The following is a 20,429-nucleotide window of genomic DNA, read 5'->3' on the forward strand; positions in this document are numbered from 1 at the left end:
GGGCGCGTCGCAAGACGCGCTCGCACCGGCCGCTGGTGCGGTTCCTGGCCCGCCGCCTCGGCGCGCTGGTGCTGCTGCTGATCGGGATCACGATCGTCTCGTTCGTGCTCACGCAGGCGGTGCCCGGCGACCCGGCGTTGGCCAACCTGGGGCAGAACCCGACGCCCGAGGCGATCCAGGCGTTCCACGAGAAGTACGGCCTGGACGACCCGCTGCCCCAGCAGTACCTGACCTACATGGGGCACCTGCTCCAGGGTGACCTGGGCACGTCGCAGCAGACGCACCAGTCGGTCACCCACGACCTCAGCGTCTCGATCCCCGCGACCGCCGAGCTCGCGCTGTTCTCCATCATCTTGAGCGCGATCGTCGGCATCGCGCTCGGCGTGCTCGCCGCGCTGCGTCGTGACACCGCCGTCGACGCGGGCGTCCGGGTCGTCACGCTGGCCGGCATCTCGCTGCCGATGTTCTGGTTCGGCTTGTTGGCGCTCTACCTGTTCTTCTTCAAGTGGGGGATCTTGCCCGGCGGCGGCCGCATGAGCCCGACCGTCGCGCCGCCACCGGACGTCACCGGCTTGGACACCGTCGACGCGCTGCTGGCCGGCGACCTGAAGGGCTTCTGGGACGCCTTCGAGCATCTGATCATGCCCGGCCTCGTGCTCACGGCCTACAACGTGTCGTTGATCGCGCGCTACACGCGCTCGGCGGTTCTTGAAGTCCTGCACGCCGACTACGTCCGCGCCGCGCGCGCCAAGGGCCTGCCCGAGCACACCGTGATCACCCGCTACATCCTGCGCGGCGCGCTGCCGTCGATCGTCACCGTCCTCGGCCTCGTCTTCGCCTCCGTGCTGGCGGGCGCGGTGCTCGTCGAGAACATCTTCAGCTGGCCAGGCATCGGCCAGTACGCCTACAAGTCGGCCGTGTCGCTGGATCTCCCGGCGATCATGGGCGTCTCGATCTTCATCGCCTTGGTCTACGTCATCATCAACCTGATCGTCGACCTGCTGTACGCGGCGATCGACCCGCGGGTGCGGCTCTCATGAGCGCCCAGCCCGCTGTCTTGCCGCCCTCGCGCCTGGCGCGTCTGCGCCGTCGCTCGGGGACGACGTCGGGCTCGGCCTGGCGCCGCCCGACGATGATCGCCGGCTTGGTCATCGCCGGGTTGTGGGTGTTGATCGCGATCGGCGCGCCGCTGATCGAGCCGCACGACCCGCTCGCGCAGGACTTCGCGATCACCGAGGCGCCGTCCTCGGCGCATCTCTTCGGCACCGACGAGCTGGGCCGCGACATCTTGAGCCGCGTGCTCGAGGGCGCGCGGCACTCGCTGCCGCTGGCGCTGCTGCTGGTGGCGCTTTCAGGGACCATCGGCACGATCCTCGGGGTCGTTGCGGGCTACGTCGGCGGCTGGGTCGACGGCGTGATCATGCGCCTGGCCGACCTGGTCTCCGCGTTCCCCGCGATCGTGCTGGCGATGGTCGTCACCGCGTCGCTGGGCCCGTCGACGCGCAACGCGGTGCTCGCGCTGGTGATCGTCTCGTGGCCGATCTACGCGCGCGTCGTGCGGTCGCTGGTGCTGTCGATCGGACAGGCCGAGTACGTGCAGGCCTTCCGGTTGCACGGCGCCTCGGCGGGTCGCGCGATGCGCAAGGAGATCCTGCCCAACGTCGTCGGGCCGATCGTCGTGCTCGTGGCGATCTACCTCGCCGACGGCCTGTTGTTGTTGGCCTCGCTCTCCTTCCTGGGTCTGGGCGCGCAGCCGCCGACGCCGGAGTGGGGCTCGATGGTCTCGGTCGGCACGCAGTACTTCCAGAACTGGTGGATGGCGACGTTCCCGGGCCTGGCGATCTTCACCGCCGTGTTGGCCTTCAACTTCATCGGCGACGGCCTGCGCGACGTGTTCGACCCGCAGTCCTCGGCCGGTCGCGGGGAGGATTCGTGATGGCCGCGCCGCTGCTGGAGCTCGAGAACCTCTCGATCACGCTGCCGACCGGATCCGGGCCGCGCACGGTCGTCCACCGCGTCGACCTGTCGGTGCAGCCCGGGCAGATCTACGGCATCGCGGGAGAGAGTGGCTCCGGCAAGACGCTGACGATGTTGTCGCTCTTGGGGCTGTTGCCGCGCGGCGGCGTCGCGTCGGGCTCGGCGCGCTTCGACGGCCGCGAGATCGCGGGCTCCCGCAGCACGCTGCGCGGGCGCGACATCTCGATGGTCTTCCAGGATCCGATGACCTCGCTGCACCCGATGCTCACGGTGGGCCGGCAGATGACCGAGCACGCGCGTCGGCACCTGAAGCTGTCCAAGCGCGAGGCCCAAGAGCGCGCTGTCGCGATGCTGGCCGACGTGCGGATCCCGGACGGCGAGGCCGCGCTGCGCGCCTACCCGCACGAGTTCTCCGGCGGCATGCGGCAACGCATCGCCATTGCCATCGCGCTGATGTGCGAGCCGCGCGTGCTGATCGCCGACGAGCCCACGACCGCGCTGGACGTCACCGTCCAGGCCGGGATCCTGCGCCTGCTGGACCGGTTGCGCCGCGAGAAGGGCATGTCGGTGGTGTTGATCACGCACGACCTCGGCGTCATGTCCTCGATCGCCGAGCGCATGTCGGTGATGTACGCGGGGCGCGTGATCGAATCTGGCGACGCGGGCGACGTCCTCAAGGCGCCCGCCCATCCCTATACCCGGGCGTTGTTGTCCGCGTTGCCACACCCTGGCGCCGGGGCGCAGACCGAGCTGTTGTCGATCCCTGGCGTTCCGGCCAGCCCGCTGGACCCGCCGCCGGGCTGCGCGTTCCACCCGCGCTGCCCGCTGGCGATCGAGGAGTGCCGGACGGTCGTGCCGCCGCTCTTCACCGACGGCGACCACGCCGCGGCCTGCTTGGTGACGATGGGCGAGAAGGAGGCTGTGGCGTGAGCGACGCACCCGCGTTGGAGGTCGTCGACCTCGAGGTCGTCTACGAGCGCCGCGGGCGCGACCCGGTGCGCGCCGTGGCCGGCGTCTCGCTGTCGGTCAAGCGCGGCCAGATCCTCGGGCTGGTGGGCGAGAGCGGCTGCGGCAAGTCGACGCTGGCGCGGGCTGTTGTAGGCCTTGAACAGCGCGCCGCGGGCCACGTCCGCTTCGAGGGCGAGGAGGTGGCGCCGCTGACGCGCCGCGCGCGCCCGGCGCAGCAGACGCGGCTGCAGATGGTCTTCCAGAACCCGTACTCGTCGCTGAACCCGCGGCGGCGCATCGGCGCGCAGCTGCGCGAGGCGCTGGCGATGGCGGTTGGCGCCGACGGCGGGCGGGTGAGCGACGAGCGGGTGACCGAGCTGCTGGAGCGGGTCGGCATGCCGGCGAACGCCGCCGAGCGCTACCCGCACCAGTTCAGCGGCGGCCAGCGCCAGCGGATCGCGATCGCCCGCGCGCTGGCGGCCGACCCGTCGGTGATCGTGCTCGACGAGCCGCTGTCGTCGCTGGACGCCTCGGCCCAGGCGCAGATCGCCAACCTGTTGGTGAACCTGTCGCGCGAGCTGGACCTGGCGCTCGTGCTGATCTCGCACGATCTGGCGATCGTCCAGCACATCGTCGACGAGGTCGCGGTGATGTACCTGGGCAAGTTGGTGGAGACGGTCCCCAGCGGTGAGCTGTGGGCGCTTCCGGCCCATCCGTACACCGAGGCCTTGATCGGGTCGATCCCGCGCGCCGACGGCGAGCGGCGGCTGCCGATCGCGTTGGAGGGCGAGGTGCCGGATCCGAGCGCGCCGCCGTCAGGCTGCCGCTTCCACCCGCGCTGCCCGTACGCGATGGACCGCTGCCGCGTCGAGGAGCCGCCGGGGTTTGACGTCGGCCGCGGCCGGATGGCCGCGTGCTGGCTTCAGGACGGCGCGACCGAGCCGCGCCGTCCCGCTGAAGTCGCGGCCGAGCTAGCGGAGCGCGTCGGCTAGAGCGGTCAACACGGCGTCGACCTCGGCGGCCGTGTTGTAGTGGAACAGCCCGAGGCGCAGGGCGCCGCGGTCGGCGAAGAGGTCCTTGAGGCCGAGGCAGTAGAACGAGTTGCTGGCCGAGGCGGCGATGCCGCGGGCGACGAGCTTCGCCGCCACGTCGGTGGCGTCGTGCTCGGGGAAGGACACCAAGAAGGTCGGTACGCGGCCGTCCATCGTGGGACGGCCGATCAGGCGCGCGCCGTCGATGTCGTCCAGGCCGTCGAGCAGCTGCTGTCCGAGCTCCATCGCGTGCGCGTGGCCGGCGTCGGTGGCGTCGACGTCGTGCCAGTACTCGACCGCCGCGGTGAACCCGGCGAGCTGCTCGTAGGGCTGCGTGCCGGTCTCAAAGCGCGCGCCGGCCGGCGCGTCGGGGGCGGGGCGGACCTTGTAGGGCCGCCAGTCGCTCACGACCTCCGGCCGCACGTAGGCCAGGCCGAGGTGCGGGCCGCAGAACTTGTAGGGGCTGCAGATCAGCACGTCGGCGCCGATCGCGTTGACATCCACGTTGACATGGGCGGCGGCGTGGGTGGCGTCGATCCAGGCCAGCGCGCCGTGCGCGTGCGCCAGCGTGCAGATCTTCGCTGCGTCGACCAGCGTGCCGACCGAGTTGGCCGCCCACGTGAACGCGACCACGCGCGTGCGGTCGCTCAGCTGCGCGGCGAGGTCGTCGAGGTCGAGCGTGCACGTCGCCTCGTCGATGGCGACGGTCTTGACGACGGCGCCAGCGTCGCGCGCGGCCTCCAGCCACGGCGAGACCGAGGCGTCGTGGTCCAGGCGCGTGACGAGGATCTCATCGCCGGCCTTCAGGCCTTCGCGGGCGAACGCGCGCGAGAGCGTGAAGTTCAGGCTCGTCATGTTCTGGCCGAAGGCGACGGCGTCCGGGTCGCAGCCCAGGAAGCGGCCGGCGGCGGCGCGCGCGGCCGTCACGATCTCCGCGACGCGCGTGCTCGTGGCGAACGTGCCGCCGAGGTTGGCGGCGGCGTCGCGCATCGCGTCGCTCACCGCGGTCCGGACCGCGTCGGGGACCTGGCTGCCGCCGGGCGTGTCGAAGAACGCCAGGTCACCGTCTAGGGCGGCAAAGCGCGCGCGGACGGCGGCGACGTCGTAGGCGACCGCGGTCACGACGCGACGACCGGGCCGGAGGCGACCGCGTCAATCTCGATCTCCACGAGGCAGTCCTTCGGGATCAGCTCGGCGACGGCCAGCGTGGTGTTGGCGGGGTTGACGCCGGCGAAGATCTCGCCGTGGACCTCGACGGCCGCGCGCCAGTCGGCGCCGGGCGCCAGGTACACGCGCGTGCGGAAGACGTCCTCGCGCTGGGCGCCGAGCTGGGCGGCGGCGTCGAGCGCGCGGCGGAAGCACTCGCGCGTCTGCTCGGCGACGTCGTCGGCCGGCACGCAGGCGCCGGATGCGTCGGTCGCGGCGGTGCCGGCGATGGCGACGAGGTCGCCGATGCGGGTCGCGCGGGAGTAGGACGCGAGCTCCTCGAAGGGGCTGCCGCTTCTGAGGGTGTGCATGGAGCTCAGCCTATCGAGCGCTTCAATATCTTGGACGCGTCGTGCACTATTCTGCGGACATGGCCACCCCGACCGTCCTGATGTACGCCGATACGACCCGTTCGGCCGAGCTGCGCAACGAGGTCCCGCACACCGTGCACGACCCGTTCCTCTACATCGAGCACGCCGGCCAGAAGCACACCGTGTTGCGGTCGCTGGAGGTCGCGCGGATGTCGGAGGTGCCGGGCATGACCGCGCACCCGCTGGAGGAGTTCGGCCTCGACGAGCTGGTCGCGAGCGGGTTGAGCGGCGAGGACGCGACGCTGGAGATCGCGCTGCGGGCATGCCGCGAGCTGGGTGCTGAGCGCGCGCTCGTGCCGCCGGCGTTCCCGATCCGCCTGGCCGACCACCTGCGCGCGGGCGGGATCGAGCTGGACGTCGACGCCGAGCTGTTCGCCACGCGGCGACGCGTGAAGAGCGCCGCGCAGCTGGCGGGGATCAAGCGCGCGCAGACCGCGTGCGAGGCGGCGGTGGCCTCGGTCGCCGCGGCGCTGCACGCAGCTGACGCAGACGCGGACGGCGGCCTCGTCCTGGACGGCGAGCCGCTCACGTGCGAGCGGCTGAAGGAGGGCGTCGCGCTGGCGTTCCTGCGCAACGGCTGCGGCGGCGACGACGTGATCGTCGCTCACGGCGAGCAGACCTGCATCGGCCACCACTCGGGCTCCGGGCAAGTGCGCACTGGCGAGCCGGTCACCGTCGACCTCTGCCCGCGCGACCCGGAGACCGGCTGCTACACGGACATCACGCGCACGTTCGTCCACGGCGAGGTCGACGACGAGTTGCGGTTGTACTACAAGCTGGTCCGCGACTCGATCGAGCGCGTGCACACCGCGATCCGCCCGGGCCTGCCGGTCCGCGAGCTGCACCGGATCTCGTGCGAGCCGTTCGAGGACGCCGGTCAGCCGACGCGCCTGACCAAGAAGCCGGGCACCGTCCTGAACGAGGGCTTCTTCCACTCGCTCGGCCACGGCGTCGGGCTGGAGATCCACGAGGCGCCGCACCTGGACCAGAACGACGACGTGCTGGTCGTCGGCGACGTGATCGCAGTCGAGCCGGGTTGTTATAGGCAGGGCTTCGGCGGCGTGCGCTTGGAGGACCTCGTGCTGGTCACCGAGGACGGCGGCGAGCTGCTGACCGACTACCCCTATGAGTTGACGCCGACGTTGGTGTCGCGCGGGGCGCAGGCGTGACCGACTTCGTCGCGCGCGAGGCCGATCGCCTCGTCGAGGAGTGGCGCGCCTGCTGCACGATCCCGTCGGTGTCCGGCGCACGTGAGGCGATCGCCGAGTGCGCCGATTGGATCGAGGCGCGGATGAACGGGCTCTTCGACCGCGTGCAGCGGATCGAGATCCCGGATCAAGGACCACTTCTTGTTGGTGTCCTCGACGGCGCCGGCCCGGGTCGCCTGCTGTTGTACACGCACTACGACGTCCAGCCTGCGGGCGACGAGGGGCTATGGACCTCGCCGCCGTTCGCCGCCGAGGTCCGCGACGGCAAGATGTACGCCCGCGGCGCGTGCGACGACAAGGCCGACGTGACCGCGCGCCTGGCGGCGCTGGAGGCCTGGCGCGAGGCGCGCGACGGCGCGCCGCCGCCGTTCACGGTGATCTTTATCTCCGACCCGGCCGAGGAGATCGGCTCGCCCGGGTTGGAGGAGGCCTTGATCGCCAACGCCGAGCTGCTGCGCGCCGACGCGTGCCTGTGGGAGAGCTTCCTGCGCGACGCCGACGGTCGGCCGGGGATCGGCTTCGGCTGCCGCGGCAACCTCGAGGTGACGTTGTCATCGCGGTTGCTGGCCGCCGACCAGCACACCGCCTTCGCGTCGATCCTGCGCTCCGCGCCGCGCGACCTGATGCGCGCGGTGACGTCGATGACCGACGCCGACGGCACGGTCGTGATCGAAGGCTTCCGCGACGGCGCGCTGGCGCCGACCGAGGAGCAGCTCGCTTACGCGGCGCGGATCCCGCTGCCGACCGCCGCGGTCACCGCCGACAGCGGCGTCCGGCCGTTCGTGGGGGAGTCGGGCGATGATGTAGGTCTTGCGCTGCGGCTCGTCTTTGAGCCCTCCATGTCGGTCTCGCGCTTCGTCGTCGGCGCCGACGGCGTCGGCTCGGTCCCGGCCCAAGCCAGCGTCACCTTGCGCTTCTCGCTCGTCCCCGACCAGGACCCCGAGCGCGCGCTGGACGCCGTTCGCGCGCACGTCGCCGCGCGGTTCCCGGACGTCGAGGTCATCGGCGGCCGCAAGATCCGCCCGGCCGCCTCGCCGCTGGACACGCCCTTCGCCGCCGCGACGATCGCCGCGGCCGCCGACGTCTTCGGCGACCCCGTCGTCTACCCGGTCCTGATCGGCGCCGGCCCCGGCCGCATGGTCCTCGACCACCTCGGCGCACCCGTCATCTCACCCGCCGGCACCCTGCGGCCCGACGGCAACATGCACGGCCCGGACGAGCACGGCGCGATCGCCGACTATCTCGACCACATCCGCTTCACGCTCGCGCTGCTCGAACGCCTGGCGGCGACGGGCGGACCGTAGCGGCGGCCACATCCACACGGGCCTCCGCCATCCGTTGAGGCCTGCTCAGCATACGGCTACTGTTCTGGCATGGCCACCGGGACGCGGATCCCCAGGCGTGCGCTGCTCGCGATCATCGGGCTGATCGCCGCTGCCGCGATCGTTGGAGCGATCGTGCTTCTCGGCTCGGACGACGCACCCTCCGACGCGGGGCGCGCCGCCGCTTGGCTGGGAGACGGCGGACGACTGCGCCAGCGTGGCGCGGTATGAGTATCCGCTCCCGGCCGAGGCCGCCACGGTTACCCCCGACATCCCGGCGCTGACCGCCCGTGCGCGCACGTTCACGGTGCTGTCCTGCCGCACGATCAACGACGCGCGCGGACAGGCGTCGGTCTGGACGTTCGACACGCCGTCCACGCGCGACAACGCGCTGTCGCACGTCGGCGACCGCGCGCTGCGGCGCCGCCTCTGCCGCTTCGATCGCTCGGTGATCGACACCGAGGCCTGGCCGGACAGCGACTCGGGACCCGCGTTCTGCGCATCCGTCGGCGGTCGCCTGGGCTGACGCGGGCGAAAGCCGCCTCAGTTGCACGCCCCGTTGAACCCGAGCTGCTCGGTCCAGAAGACCCCAGCCGCGTTGGTCGCGCGGATGTAATAGCGGATGCCGCCGCAGATGCCCCAGCCTCCGAAGCCGGCGATGTCGTCGGTGGGGGTCGTCCCCGGCACGACGAAGCTGCCGCCGGTCCAGCAGTTGGTCGGGTGGCCATCCGGGCCGCCCGGACCGCAGTAGGCGACCCACTCCACCGTGGTGTCCAACCCGCCCGTGTGGACCCGGAGGTGATGTCGAACGGCCCGTGGTCGAGGGAGCTGAAGCAGAGCCTGTGTTAGGGTCACCTAACAATGGCCCTCCCGCTCGACCCGTTCTCTCCCCACGCCCGCACCACGCGCCGCGGCTTGCTGCTCGGCGCCGCCGGCACCGCGGCTGCGCTCGGCCTGGCCGCGTGCGGCTCCGATGACGACAGCGCGTCGAGTGGTGGCAGCTCGACCGGTGGCGGTGCGGCCGCCGGCGCGTTTCCGGTGACGGTGAAGCACGCGCTTGGCGAGACGACGATCGAGTCGGCGCCCAAGCGCGTCGTGACCTACGGGTACACCGACCAGGACCCGGCGCTTGCGCTGGGCACGGTCCCGGTCGGGACGCTGCGCTGGATCCCGCAGTGGAAGAGCGGCGTCGGCGTGTGGGCGGAGCCCAAGCTCGGCAGCGACAAGCCGAAGCAGTTCTCGGGCGACTCCATTGACTTCGAGGGCATCGCGGCCGTCCGGCCGGACCTGATCCTGATCGTCACCTACGCCTTGCCGAAGGGCGACTACGACAAGTTGTCGAAGATCGCGCCGACGGTTGCGACGGTCGGCGGCTACCCGGACTGGGGCCTGCCGTGGCAGCAGGCGACCCAGCAGATCGGCCTCGCGCTCGGTCAGCCGGAGAAGGCCAAGCAGCTCGTCACCGACACGGAGGCGCTGTTCACCAAGGCCAAGGCCGACCACCCGGGCTTCGCGGGCAAGCAGGTGCTGCTTACCGCGCCTGGCACCAACGGCCAGCTCAGCGTGTTCGCGCCGACCGACACGCGCGGGCGCTTCGTGTCCTCGCTGGGCTTCTCGACGCCCGAGGCCATCAAGAAGGTCACCGGCAAGGAGTTCTACGCCTACATCAGCGCTGAGCGCATGGACCTGGTCGACGTCGACGCGCTGGTGGTGATGGCCGACGACCCGGCGACGCGCAAGGACCTGGAGAAGCAGGCGGCCTTCAAGAACCTGAACGTCGTCAAGGACGGCCGCACGATCATGGTCGACGACCTCGACCTCTCCATGGCGCTCTCGGCCTCCTCGGTCCTCAGCATCCCGTACGCCTTGGATCGCATCGTGCCGCAGCTCGACACGGCGCTGGCGAAGCTCTAACTCCGGGGTTAACCCACCCCGGCACCGCGGCGGTCCGTGGTGCCCGATGTTTGGACCGGTTGGACCTAACCGGACTGGACTGTGTCCGGAAGGATTCTCGGGACACGGTGTTCCCGCAGACCAAGTTCCACCTCCCGCCGGTCCGCAGCGAGCACCTCGAGCGCGCGCCGCTTCTGGACGCCATCGACCGCAGCGCCGCGCGGGTCGTGGTCGCCAGCGCGCCCGCGGGCTTCGGGAAGTCGACGCTGCTGGCGCAGTGGGCGGCGCGGGCCGGGGAGCCCGAGCGCGTCGCGTGGGTCTCGGTCGACGCCGACGACCAGGGCTCGCGGCTGTGGCTGGCGGTCTTGACCGCGCTGCGGCCGGTCGTCGGCGAGGCGATCGACGCCGCCCGCGACGCCGCCGAGGCGCCGGATGCCGATCTCAGAGACGGCGTCCTGATCGCGCTGCTGGACGCGCTCACGCAGGCGCCAGAGCCGATCACGCTCATCCTCGACGACGTTCACCTCGCCGTCGCCGACCCGGTCACGCGCGACAGCGTCGACTGGTTCCTCGCGCGGCTGCCGCACGCCCACCGGATCATGCTCGCCACCCGGCGCGATCCCGAGCTGGACGCGCTCACGCGGATGCGGTCCCAAGGCGAGGTCCTGGACCTCCGCGCCGACGACCTGCGCTTCGGCGCCGACGAGTCGCGCCGCTTCTTGCGCGACGCGCTGGGTCTGACGCTGGACGACGAGGCGGCGCAGGCGCTTGAGCGCCGCACCGAAGGCTGGCCCGCCGCGCTCTACCTCGCCGCGCTGCGCCTGCGCCTGGGCGACGCGCCCGCCGACGTCGTCGCCCAGCTGCACGCCTCCGACGAGGACCTGATCGGCGATCTGGTCGACGAAGTCCTGGCCTCCTCGCCGCAGAACGAGCGCCGCTTCATCCTGGAGACCTCGGTCCTGGAGCGCTTCAACGTCGAGTTGTGCGTGCGGTTGCTCGGCGACGACGTCGGCACGCGCGCGGCGTTCACGTCGCTGACGCGTTCGTCGCTGCTGCTCTCGCCCCTGGACCGCTCGCGCCAGTGGTTTCGCTGCCACCACCTCCTGCGCGACGTGCTGCGCAACCGCCTGCTGGCGCTCGACGCCGGCCGGGCGCGCGCGCTGCACGTGCGCGCGGGGGAGTGGCTGGAGTCCGAGGGCGGCGAGGGCGAGCTGCAGGAGGCGATGGGCCACTACCTCGCCGCGCGCGACTGGGACCTCGCCGCCGAGCTGCTGGCCTGCCACTCGATCCGCTTCGTCCAGTCCGGCTCGCTCGGCGGCCGCGCACGCGAGTGGCTGGCGCTGTTCCCGGCCGAGGTCGTCGGCGCGGACGCGCGCCTGTGTTACGTCTCCGCGCTCCTGGCGGCGCTGAGCGGTGACCGCGACCGCCGCGACGGCTGGCTGGCCACCGGCGAGCGCGCGGGGTGGGAGGGACCGATGCCCGACGGCACCGCCTCCTACGCGCTGGCCGCGCTGTGCCTGGAGGCGATGCTCTGCTTCGGCGACCTCGCCGGCGCCGTCCGCGCCGCCGAGCGCGCGCTCGCTGTCCTGCCCCGCGGCGCGCCGGTGCGCGCCGCGGTCGAGGCGCTGACCGCCTGGCATCTGCACCTCCAGGGCCGCGACGCCCAGGCCGAGCGCCTCGCCCATCAAGCCCTACAAGAACAGGTTCATCTGCCCGCGTCGGGCCTGCCGCTGGTCGCCTACCTGCCGCGCGCGGTCCTCGCGTTGGTCGCGCTGCGTCGTGGCGACGTCGCCGAGGCCCAGCTGCTGACCGACGCCGCGGTCGCCGCCCGCGACAACGGCCCGCTGCGCGCGTCGCCGCACGCGCTGCCCGTGGTCTGCGCGCGCGCCCAGCTGCTGACGCTCATCGGCGAGCCGGAGGAGGCGGCGCGCCGCTGTCGCGCCGGCCTGGACCTCGCGCGCGGCTGGACGGACTCCTCGCTGGTCGTCGGCGCCGTGCAGCTGGAGCTGGCGCGCGCGCTCGCCGTTCTCAATGACCATGACGAGGCCGCCGCCGTGGTCGCCGCCGCCCGCGCGCAGCTCGGCGACGCCACCGACGCCGGGCTGCTGCCCGCCGCGCTGGAGGCCGTCCTGGCCGATCCGGAGCGCCCGTACCGCGGCACCGGTCACCTCGACGCCGCGCCCGTGCTGAGCGCGCGCGAGGTCGAGGTCCTGACCGCGCTGTCGGGCCCTGGCAGCCTGCGCCAGGTCGCCGACGACCTGTACATCTCGCGCAACACCATCAAGACCCACACCCGGACGCTGTACGCCAAGCTCGGCGTCGCCTCCCGGGCCGAGGCCGTGGACCGCGGCCGCGCGCTCGGGCTGCTGACGCCGGCGGAGGGCGAGGGCATCCTGAGCATCTCGGAGGACCGTCGATGACCCTGGCCCACTGCACCGTCTTGGTCGTGGAGGACCACGAGTTCCAGCGGCGCACGATGCTCCAGATCCTCGCCAACCTCGGCGCGGGCGCGCTGCTGGAGGCGGCCGACGGCGAGGGCGCGCTGACGCTCCTGGACGCGGGCCGGCGGCCGGACGTCATCGTCTGCGACCTCGACATGCCCGGCATGGACGGCTTTGAGTTCTTCCGCCACCTCGCCGACCGCGACCTCGACACCGGGCTGGTGATCGCCAGCGGGCTGGAGGAGCCGCTGGTGCGGGAGGCCGAGGCGACCGCCTTGGCGCTCGGGCTCACGGTCCTCGGCGTGATGCGCAAGCCGCTGACCGCGCGGCGCCTGCTGGAGGTCGTCTCCCTACAGCGCACGCCATGACCGGGCGCGCGACGCCGTCGATCCGAGGCTTGTTGAAGGCCTTGCTCGGCGTGGTCGTGGTCCTCGCCGCGCTGCTGTCGGTCGTGACGGTGCTCCAGGTCCGGACCGCGACCGCGCGCTCCCAGGCCGAGCGTCAGCGCGTGACCTCGTTCCGGCTCTCGGACGGGATGCGCCAGAGCTCCAACGACCTCACGCGCATGGTCCGGTTGTACGTGACGACCGGCGACCCGCGCTTTCGCCGCTACTACAACCAGATCCTCGACATCCGCTCTGGCGACGCGCCGCGGCCGTTGGACTATGACTCGTCCTACTGGGATCGCGTCCTGGCCGACGGCGAGAGCCAGGAGCGCAGCGGGCCGCCGGCGGCGCTGACCGAGCTGATGCGCCGCGCGCACTTCTCGCCCGAGGAGTTCGCGGCGCTGGCCGCGTCGCTGGAGGCGTCCAACGACCTCGCGCTGCTCGAGCTCAAGATGATGAACGAGGTCGCGCCGCGGATCGCCGCGGGCGTCGACCGCGACTACCTGCGCGAGGTCGCGCCCAACTACGAGCGGTTGGTCGACGACAACTACCACGCGCAGAAGCGCAAGATCATGGAGGCGATCGACCGCTTCACCGCGCTGGTCGACGCCCGCACCGCGCGCCGCGCGGAGAAGCTCCAGGGCCGCACCGACCAGCTGCTGGCCGCCCAGACCGCGATCCTCGTCCTGCTCGCTGCCGTGCTGGCGGCCGGGTTGTTGGTGTCCGCGCGTGCGATCGTCCGGCCGCTGTCGCGGCTGGCCGACGTCACGCGCCGGATCACGCTCGGCGACTGGTCGCACCGCGCCGAGCCCCACGGCGTCGCCGAGCTGACCCAGCTCGCCGGCGACTTCAACGAGATGGCCGACGCGATCCAGAACGACCTCGCCGGCCGGCGCCGCGCCGAGGGCGAGGCGCGTGAGGCCGAGAAGCGCCTGCAGACGATCGCCGACCGCGTGCCCGGCGCGGTGTTCCAGTTCCACGTCGGCCACGACGGCGGCTTCAACGTGCGCTTCGCCAGCCGCCACGGCTCGATCCACCGCACGGTGCGCAACCAGGACATCGACTTCCCGGGGATGGCGCGCGCGGTGCTGCCCGAGGACCGTGGCCCGTGGTTGGACACCATGTTGGGCGCGGCGCGCAGCGGGCAGGCGTGGGCGCACGAGTACCGCATCATGACCGCCGACGGCGAGGTCGCCTGGATGCAGGGCCAGGCGCTGACGGTCCAGAACGGCGACGGCTCGGCCGAGTTGTACGGGTTCGTCGCCGACGTCACCGAGCGCAAGGCGCTGGAGGCCGACCTGCGTCGCGCCCGTGAGGACGCCGAGGCCGCCGACCGCGCGAAGTCCGCGTTCCTGGCGATGATGAGCCATGAGCTGCGCACGCCGCTGGTCGCGGTGACCGGCACGCTGGAGATCCTCGCGCTCGACGCGCTGGACGACCGCCAGCGCGAGCTGGTCGACGTCGCGATGGGCTCGTCGCGCGCGCTGCTGGCGGTGATCGGCGACGTGTTGGACTTCTCGAAGATCGAGGCGGGGTTCTTGGACCTGTCGCCCGCGACGGTCGCGGTCGGACCGCTGGTGACCGACGTCGCCGGCCAGCACCGCCACGCGGCGCGGCTGCGCGGGCTGGAGCTGACGGTGGAGGTGGACGACGCGGTGGCGGCGGCGCATGTCGTGGACGAAGGGCGCCTGCGCCAGGTGCTCGGCAACCTGCTGAGCAACGCGATGAAGTTCACGCGCGACGGCGGCGTGACGGTCGCGCTGCGCGCGCTGGACGACGGCCGCGGCGCGAGCGGCGCGCAGCGGCTGGCGTTGTCGGTCGCAGACACCGGCATCGGGATCGCCGAGGAGGACCAGCGCCGGCTGTTCGTTCCGTTCACGCAGGCCTCGACCGATCACGCGCGCAGCAGCGAGGGAACGGGCCTGGGGCTGGCGATCTGCCGCCAGCTCGTGGAGGCGATGGGCGGCGCGGTGGCGCTGCGCAGCGCGCCCGGCGCGGGCACGACGGTGACGATCGAGCTCGTGCTGCCGGTGGGTGTGGGGGAGGACGTGAGCGCGCCAGCGGGTGGCGGCACGGGCGTTGCGAGCGGACGGCGCGCGCTGCCGTCTCGAGAGGACGCCGAGGCCGAGGGCAGCTTGGTGGTCTTGGTCGAGGACCACCCGGTCAACCGCCAGGTGCTGGCCGCGCAGCTGGAGGCGATCGGGTTCCGCGTCGACGCCGCGGGCGACGCGGACGCGGCGCTGGCGCTCTTTGCGAGCAACACCTACGGGTTGGTGTTCACGGACATCCAGCTCCCGCATGTCGATGGCTATGAGTTGGCCCGGCGCCTGCGCGAGGCCGAGCGCGCGGCGGATCGCGCCCGCACACCGCTGCTCGCGCTGACCGCCAGCGCGCTGAAGGGTGAGCTGGACCGTTGCCGAGAGGCGGGCATGGACGACGTCGTAACCAAGCCGACGACGATGGCGATCCTGTCGGCGACGCTGCGCCGCTACCTGCCGCACGTCGCGTGGCCGGAGCCGGAAGCCGGGGTGGGCGGGGCCGTTCTCCCACCGCCGGCGATCGACGGGTCGGCGCTCGACGAGCTAGTCGCCGGGGACGCCGAGCTGGGCGCGCAGATCCTCGCCTCTTATGCGGCGTCGATCCAGGGCGAGGTCCAGCTGCTCGCCGACGCGCTGGAGGACGGCGACCGCGAGGCGCTGCGCCGCCTCGCCCACCAGGTCGCGGGAGCGAGCCGCACGGTCGGCGCAGTCCCGGCCGCCGATGCCGCCCAGCGCCTGGAGCGCGAGGCCGCGGCCGGAGCGCCAGCGGAGCAGCTCGCCGCCGCACTGCGCGAGCTGCGCGACGCGCTCGTCGCGGTCACGCCGGTCAGCGGCTAGGCCACCAACTAGATCGCCAGCAGCTTGCCCGCGTCCTCGGCGCTCAGCTCCGCGGTCGCGCCGGCCGACACGACCTGGCCGGCCTCCAGCACGATGTAGCGCTCGGCCATCCGCAAGGCCATCTCGACGTACTGCTCGGCGAGCAGGATCCCGAGGCCGTCGCGGTCGTGGAAGGCGACGATCGCCTCCTCGATCTCGGCGACGATCGACGGCTGGATGCCCTCGGTTGGCTCGTCCAACAACAGGATCTTGGGCTTGGTCAGCAGCGCCCGCGCGATCGCGAGCTGCTGGCGCTGGCCGCCGGAGAGGAAGCCGGCGGCACGCTTGAGCAAGGGCTTCAACCTGGGGAACAGGTCGAGCACGTCGTCCACGTCGGACCGCTTGGCGCCCGGCCGCGTCTCCAGCACGACGCGCAGGTTCTCGGCGACCGTGAGGTGCGCGAAGCCCGTGCGCTCCTGCGGGATGTAGCCGAGCCCGAGCCGCACGCGCTCCCACGGCGGCATCCGCGTGATGTCGCGGCCGTCCAGCGTCACGGTTCCCTCGCGGGTGGGCAGGACGCCCATGATCGCGTTCATCAACGAGGTCTTGCCGACGCCGTTGCGCCCGAGGACGCAGCACGAGCCGCCCTCGGTGATCGATAGGTCGACGCCGAACAGCGCCGGCGTCCGGCCGTGGCTGGCGTGCAGCCCGGTCACCGTCAACTCCATCATGATGCCTCGGCCTCCACGCGCCCGCGGCCGTCCTTGGCACGGCCGATGTACACCTCTTGGACCTGCTCGTCGGCCTGGACCTCGGCGACGGTCGCGCCGTGGCGCAACACCTTGCCCTCGTGCAGGACCGTCACGCGGTCGGCGAACCGTCGCAGGAAGTCCATGTCGTGCTCGACGACCAACACGGTGCACCCCTGCGCTGTGAGCCGGATCAGGTCGCCGGTCCGCGTTCGCTCGTCGGGGCTCATGCCCGCGACGGGCTCGTCGAAGAGCAGCATCCGCGGCTCCTGGACCAACAACATGCCGATCTCCAGCCACTGCTTCTGGCCGTGGGAGAGCGCGCCGGCGGGGCGGTCGGCGACGTTGGCCAGGCCGGTCGTCTCCAACGCGTCCGCCACCCGCGGGTCGGTGCCGCGGCGCTTGCGCAGCATCTTGCGCAGCCCGAGCCGGAAGCTCGCGGCGAGGTCGAGGTTGTCGGCGACGCTCAGCGCCTCGAAGACGCTGGCGGTCTGGAACGTCCGCCCGATCCCCATGTGGACGATCTCGTGCTCCTTGCGTCCGACCAGCTCCTCGCCGGCGAAGTGGACTGAGCCCTTGGTCGGCTTGGTGAGGCCGGTGACGATGTCCACCAACGTGGTCTTGCCCGCGCCGTTGGGCCCGATCAGGAAGTGGACCTCGCCCTCGGTGGCGTCCAGCGAGACGTCGGTCAGCGCGTGGAAGCCGTCGAAGCTGACGCTGAGGTCGCGGATCTGGAGAAGGGACTCGGTCATGACGCGAAGCGCTCCTTGGCGCCCTTGATGACGCCGGCCAGCCCGAGCGGCGCGAACGCCACCACGATCACGAACAGCGCGCCCAGCGCGTAGGTCCACTGCGACGGGAACTGCTCGCTGAACTCCGTCTTGCCCCAGTTGACTAGCAGCGCGCCGGCGATCGCGCCCGGCAGCGACGCGCGCCCGCCGACCGCGACCCAGATCACCATCTCGATCGACGGCACGACGCCGAGCAGGGCGGGGGAGATGATCCCGACGACCGGCACGAACAGCGCGCCCGCCAACCCGGCCATGCCCGCGGCGGTGGCGAAGGCCAAGACCTTCACCTTGGTCGGGCTGTAGCCCAGGAACCGCGCGCGGTCCTCGGCGTCGCGGACCGCCAGCAGCAGCCGGCCATAACGGCTGGAGAGCAGCTGACGAGCCACCAGGTAGACGGCGCCCAGCACGACCGCGACGACCAGGTACAGCGTGCGCCGGTCGTTCTCGTCGGCGAGCTGGAGGCCGAAGAAGGACTGGATGTTGGTCAGCCCGTTGGTGCCGCCGGTCCAGCCCTGCTGGCCGACGAGCAGGATCACGAACGCCGCGGCCAGCGCCTGGGTCAGAATCGCGAAGTACGGACCCTTGACGCGGCTGCGGAATACGAGCAGGCCGAGCAGCGTCGCGATCGCCACCGGGATCAACACCGCCCCGGCTATGGCGAACCACGCGTGCTCGAACGGCTTCCAGATCACCGGCAGCTTCTCGACGCCCGACCACACCATGAAGTCCGGCAGCCCTTCGGAGCCGGCCTCGTGCAGCTTGAGGTACATGGCCATCGAGTAGCCGCCGAGGCCGAAGAACATCCCCTGGCCGAGCACGAGCATCCCGCCGTTGCCCCACGCGACCGCGATGCCGACGGCGGCGATCGCGAAGCACAGGTACTTGGCCAGCAGCCCGAGCCGGAAGTCCGACAGGAACGCCGGGGCGACGAGCAGCAGCAGCACCGCGCAGACGAGGAAGCCGATCCGGAACGTCGTCTGCTCGCGGGTCCCGCCGAGGCGGCGAGCGGTGGAGGCCAGGGCGGTCATGCCAGCCCCCGGCTCTGTTGGGCGACGATGCCCTGCGGGCGGAACTGCAGGAACGCAACGATGCAGACGAAGACGATGACCTTGGCCAGCGACGCCTGCGTCCAGTACTCCGACAGCGAGTTGATGATGCCGAGCGCGAGCGCCGCCAGCACCGCGCCGCGCAGCGAGCCCAGGCCGCCGACCACGACCACCAGGAACGCGTCGACGATGTAGTTGGTGCCCAGCGTCGGGCCGACGGAGCCCAGCTGCGTGATCGCCACCCCGGCGATCCCGGCCAGGCCCGACCCGAGGAAGAACGTGCGCCGGTCAACACCCGCGGTGCCGATCCCGGAGGCCGCGGCGAGCTGGCGGTTCTGCATGACCGCGCGCATCCGGCGGCCCTGCTTCATCCGGCTGACGACTACCCACGCGCCCGCGGTGACGGCCAGCGCGAGCCCAATGATGAACAAGCGGTTGTAGGGCATGTCGATGCCCCAGGGCGAGATCCCGCCGCTGAGCCAGCTCGGGCTGGCGACGGCGACGTTCTGGGCGCCGAACAGGTCGCGTGCGAGTTGCTGGAGCATCAGCGAGACGCCCCAGGTGACCAGCAGCGTGTCGAGCGGACGGCCGTAGAGGCGGCGGATCAGCCCAGCCTCCAGGGCGAGGCCCATCAGGCCGGCGACGACCATCGCGACCGGCAGCGAGAGCAGGAAGGCGGTGGTGACCGAGCCCGGCCCGAGCGCCTTCTGGACCTCGTAGGTCGTGTAGGCGCCGGCCATGATCAGCTCGCCGTGCGCCATGTTGATGACGCCCATCTGGCCGAAGGTGAAGGTCAGGCCGAGCGCGACGAGCAGCAGGATCGAGCCGATGGAGAGGCCGACGAAGAGCTGTGAGAGGAGTGCAGCCATGGCGGAGTGGGGACGGCGGCGCGGGGCGTCCTCGCGATGAGGACACCCCGCGCGTGCGGTCGTCTAGGCCCCTAGAGCCCCTTGGCCCAGGGGTAGGTCTTCAGGTACGGGTCGGGGTCGATCGGCCCGTCGGATTCCCACACCGTCTTGATCAGGCCGTCGGCCTGGATCACGCCGATGCGGGCGGTCTTGGTGATGTGGTGGTTCTCGCCGTTGACGGTGATCTTGCCCTCAGGCGCGTCGATCGTCAGGCCCCCGGAGGCGGCCTTGACCTTCTCGACGTCGGTCGAGCCGGCCTTCTTGACCGCGGCGGCCCAGATCTTGACCTGGAGGTAGGCGGCCTCGATCGGGTCGTCGGTCACGCGGTTGTTGCCGTAGGCCGCCTTGTAGGCCGCGACGAACTTCTCGTTCGCCGCCCCCGGGGTCGTCTGGTAGTAGTTCCACGCCACGATCTGGCCCTTGACCTTCGCGGCGCCGATGCCGCGGACCTCGTCCTCGGCGATCGAGACCGAGACGATCGGGAGCTTGTCGGCCGGCAGGCCCGCGCCCTCCAACTGCTTGAAGAACGCGACGTTGCTGTCGCCGTTGAGCGTGTTGAACACCGCGTCGGAGCCGGAGGCCTTGACCTTGTTGACGATCGTCGAGAACTCCGTGGAGCCCAGCGGCGCGTACTCCTCGCCCGTGACCGTCATCCCGTTGGCCTTGGCCCAGGCCTTGATCTCCTTGTTGGCCGTGCGCGGGAAGACGTAGTCGCTGCCGACCAGGAAGAGCTTCTTGGTGCCCTTCTCCTTCTGGAGGTACTCGAGCGCCGGGATGATCTGCTGGTTGGTCGTCGCGCCCGAGTAGTAGATGTAGGGCGAGGACTCCAGGCCCTCGTACTGGACCGGGTAGTACAACAACGCCTTATTGCGCTCGAAGACCGGGAGCATCGCCTTGCGCGACGCCGAGGTCCACCCGCCGAAGGTCGCGGCGACCTTGTCCTGGGAGATCAGCTTCTGGGCCTTCTCCGCGAACGTCGGCCAGTCCGACGCGCCGTCCTCGACGACCGGCTCGATCTTCTTGCCCAGGACGCCGCCTTCGGCGTTGATCTCCTTGATGGCCAGCAGCTCGGCGTCCTTCACCGAGACCTCGCTGATCGCCATCGTGCCGCTCAGCGAGTGTAGGACGCCGACCTTGATCGTGCCGCCCGAGGACGAGCCGCCGGTCGAGCCGGAGGCCTTGTCGTCGGAGGACGATCCACAGCCGGCGGCGAGCCCGGCCGCGGCCAGACAGGCGGTGAGCGCGGGCAGCCACGTTCGGCGGCCCCGCAGGTGGGTCAGGTGCATCAAGGGTCCCT

Annotated in this window: 20 protein-coding genes; 12 read left to right on the forward strand and 8 right to left on the reverse strand. The window is 71.7% G+C overall.

The annotated features are described in order from the left end of the window. Positions 1–35 precede the first annotated feature (35 nt). The 4 genes from ACT01A_RS25315 to ACT01A_RS25330 are packed head-to-tail and all read left to right on the forward strand — an operon-like array spanning position 36 to position 3,917. Positions 36–1,040 carry an ABC transporter permease gene (locus ACT01A_RS25315; protein WP_445149890.1) on the forward strand — a complete coding sequence of 335 codons (1,005 nt, stop codon included), beginning with the start codon at positions 36–38 and terminating at the stop codon, positions 1,038–1,040. Then, complete coding sequence (locus tag ACT01A_RS25320; RefSeq protein ID WP_445149891.1) at positions 1,037–1,936, forward strand: ABC transporter permease; 900 nt, start codon at positions 1,037–1,039, stop codon at positions 1,934–1,936. Before ACT01A_RS25315 ends, ACT01A_RS25320 begins: the two co-directional genes overlap by 4 nt. Continuing rightward, positions 1,936–2,907: an ABC transporter ATP-binding protein gene (locus ACT01A_RS25325; protein ID WP_445149892.1), complete on the forward strand. Its 972-nt coding sequence runs from the start codon at positions 1,936–1,938 to the stop codon at positions 2,905–2,907. Before ACT01A_RS25320 ends, ACT01A_RS25325 begins: the two co-directional genes overlap by 1 nt. Next, entirely contained in the window at positions 2,904–3,917 is a 1,014-nt protein-coding gene (locus ACT01A_RS25330) for an oligopeptide/dipeptide ABC transporter ATP-binding protein (protein ID WP_445149893.1), read from the forward strand. Before ACT01A_RS25325 ends, ACT01A_RS25330 begins: the two co-directional genes overlap by 4 nt. Here ACT01A_RS25330 and ACT01A_RS25335 read toward each other — a convergent pair. Then, positions 3,897–5,078, reverse strand: coding sequence for a cysteine desulfurase-like protein (locus ACT01A_RS25335; protein ID WP_445149894.1), 1,182 nt, complete (start codon positions 5,076–5,078; stop codon positions 3,897–3,899). The genes ACT01A_RS25330 and ACT01A_RS25335 overlap by 21 nt on opposite strands. Beyond that, positions 5,075–5,473, reverse strand: a complete 399-nt coding sequence (locus ACT01A_RS25340; protein WP_445149895.1) for a Rid family hydrolase — start codon at positions 5,471–5,473, stop codon at positions 5,075–5,077. The genes ACT01A_RS25335 and ACT01A_RS25340 overlap by 4 nt, the downstream gene beginning before the upstream one ends. A gap of 59 nt (positions 5,474–5,532) precedes the next feature. On the opposite strand from ACT01A_RS25340, the gene ACT01A_RS25345 reads away from it, so the two are divergent. The 4 genes from ACT01A_RS25345 to ACT01A_RS25360 all read left to right on the forward strand — a co-directional run bounded on the left by ACT01A_RS25345 (position 5,533) and on the right by ACT01A_RS25360 (position 8,589). Continuing rightward, complete coding sequence (locus ACT01A_RS25345) at positions 5,533–6,702, forward strand: M24 family metallopeptidase (protein WP_445149896.1); 1,170 nt, start codon at positions 5,533–5,535, stop codon at positions 6,700–6,702. Next, complete coding sequence (locus ACT01A_RS25350) at positions 6,699–8,045, forward strand: M20/M25/M40 family metallo-hydrolase (protein ID WP_445149897.1); 1,347 nt, start codon at positions 6,699–6,701, stop codon at positions 8,043–8,045. Before ACT01A_RS25345 ends, ACT01A_RS25350 begins: the two co-directional genes overlap by 4 nt. Positions 8,046–8,114: 69 nt before the next feature. Continuing rightward, a complete protein-coding gene (locus ACT01A_RS25355; RefSeq protein ID WP_445149898.1) occupies positions 8,115–8,294 on the forward strand; it encodes a hypothetical protein in 180 nt (59 codons plus the stop codon). After that, on the forward strand, positions 8,281–8,589 hold the full coding sequence (locus ACT01A_RS25360) for a hypothetical protein (RefSeq protein WP_445149899.1): 309 nt from the start codon (positions 8,281–8,283) through the stop codon (positions 8,587–8,589). The genes ACT01A_RS25355 and ACT01A_RS25360 overlap by 14 nt, the downstream gene beginning before the upstream one ends. Before the next feature lie 17 nt (positions 8,590–8,606). Here the strand turns inward: ACT01A_RS25360 and ACT01A_RS25365 are convergent, their stop codons facing one another. Then, complete coding sequence (locus ACT01A_RS25365; RefSeq protein WP_445149900.1) at positions 8,607–8,840, reverse strand: hypothetical protein; 234 nt, start codon at positions 8,838–8,840, stop codon at positions 8,607–8,609. A gap of 84 nt (positions 8,841–8,924) precedes the next feature. Between ACT01A_RS25365 and ACT01A_RS25370 the strand changes: the two genes are divergently transcribed. The 4 genes from ACT01A_RS25370 to ACT01A_RS25385 all read left to right on the forward strand — a co-directional run bounded on the left by ACT01A_RS25370 (position 8,925) and on the right by ACT01A_RS25385 (position 15,659). Then, the gene (locus tag ACT01A_RS25370; RefSeq protein WP_445149901.1) at positions 8,925–9,977 is read left to right on the forward strand and encodes an iron-siderophore ABC transporter substrate-binding protein; all 1,053 of its coding nucleotides are present in this window, start codon (positions 8,925–8,927) and stop codon (positions 9,975–9,977) included. 107 nt (positions 9,978–10,084) lie between these two features. Beyond that, positions 10,085–12,376, forward strand: a complete 2,292-nt coding sequence (locus ACT01A_RS25375; RefSeq protein ID WP_445149902.1) for a LuxR C-terminal-related transcriptional regulator — start codon at positions 10,085–10,087, stop codon at positions 12,374–12,376. Continuing rightward, the gene (locus ACT01A_RS25380) at positions 12,373–12,765 is read left to right on the forward strand and encodes a response regulator (RefSeq protein WP_445149903.1); all 393 of its coding nucleotides are present in this window, start codon (positions 12,373–12,375) and stop codon (positions 12,763–12,765) included. The genes ACT01A_RS25375 and ACT01A_RS25380 overlap by 4 nt, the downstream gene beginning before the upstream one ends. Next, positions 12,762–15,659 carry an ATP-binding protein gene (locus ACT01A_RS25385; protein WP_445149904.1) on the forward strand — a complete coding sequence of 966 codons (2,898 nt, stop codon included), beginning with the start codon at positions 12,762–12,764 and terminating at the stop codon, positions 15,657–15,659. Before ACT01A_RS25380 ends, ACT01A_RS25385 begins: the two co-directional genes overlap by 4 nt. 8 nt (positions 15,660–15,667) lie before the next feature. On the opposite strand, the gene ACT01A_RS25390 is transcribed toward ACT01A_RS25385, so the two are convergent. The 5 genes from ACT01A_RS25390 to urtA form a co-directional block, all read right to left on the reverse strand. Next, entirely contained in the window at positions 15,668–16,369 is a 702-nt protein-coding gene (locus ACT01A_RS25390) for an ATP-binding cassette domain-containing protein (protein ID WP_445149905.1), read from the reverse strand. Next, on the reverse strand, positions 16,366–17,139 hold the full coding sequence (urtD, locus tag ACT01A_RS25395) for an urea ABC transporter ATP-binding protein UrtD (protein WP_445149906.1): 774 nt from the start codon (positions 17,137–17,139) through the stop codon (positions 16,366–16,368). Before urtD ends, ACT01A_RS25390 begins: the two co-directional genes overlap by 4 nt. Then, on the reverse strand, positions 17,136–18,206 hold the full coding sequence (gene urtC / locus ACT01A_RS25400; protein WP_445149907.1) for an urea ABC transporter permease subunit UrtC: 1,071 nt from the start codon (positions 18,204–18,206) through the stop codon (positions 17,136–17,138). The genes urtD and urtC overlap by 4 nt, the downstream gene beginning before the upstream one ends. Then, positions 18,203–19,093 (reverse strand): urea ABC transporter permease subunit UrtB, encoded by an 891-nt coding sequence (gene urtB, locus ACT01A_RS25405; RefSeq protein ID WP_445149908.1) that lies wholly within the window; start codon positions 19,091–19,093, stop codon positions 18,203–18,205. Before urtB ends, urtC begins: the two co-directional genes overlap by 4 nt. 71 nt (positions 19,094–19,164) lie before the next feature. Next, entirely contained in the window at positions 19,165–20,418 is a 1,254-nt protein-coding gene (urtA, locus tag ACT01A_RS25410) for an urea ABC transporter substrate-binding protein (RefSeq protein WP_445149909.1), read from the reverse strand. Positions 20,419–20,429 lie beyond the last annotated feature (11 nt).

This window comes from Baekduia sp. Peel2402, from assembly GCF_052567285.1.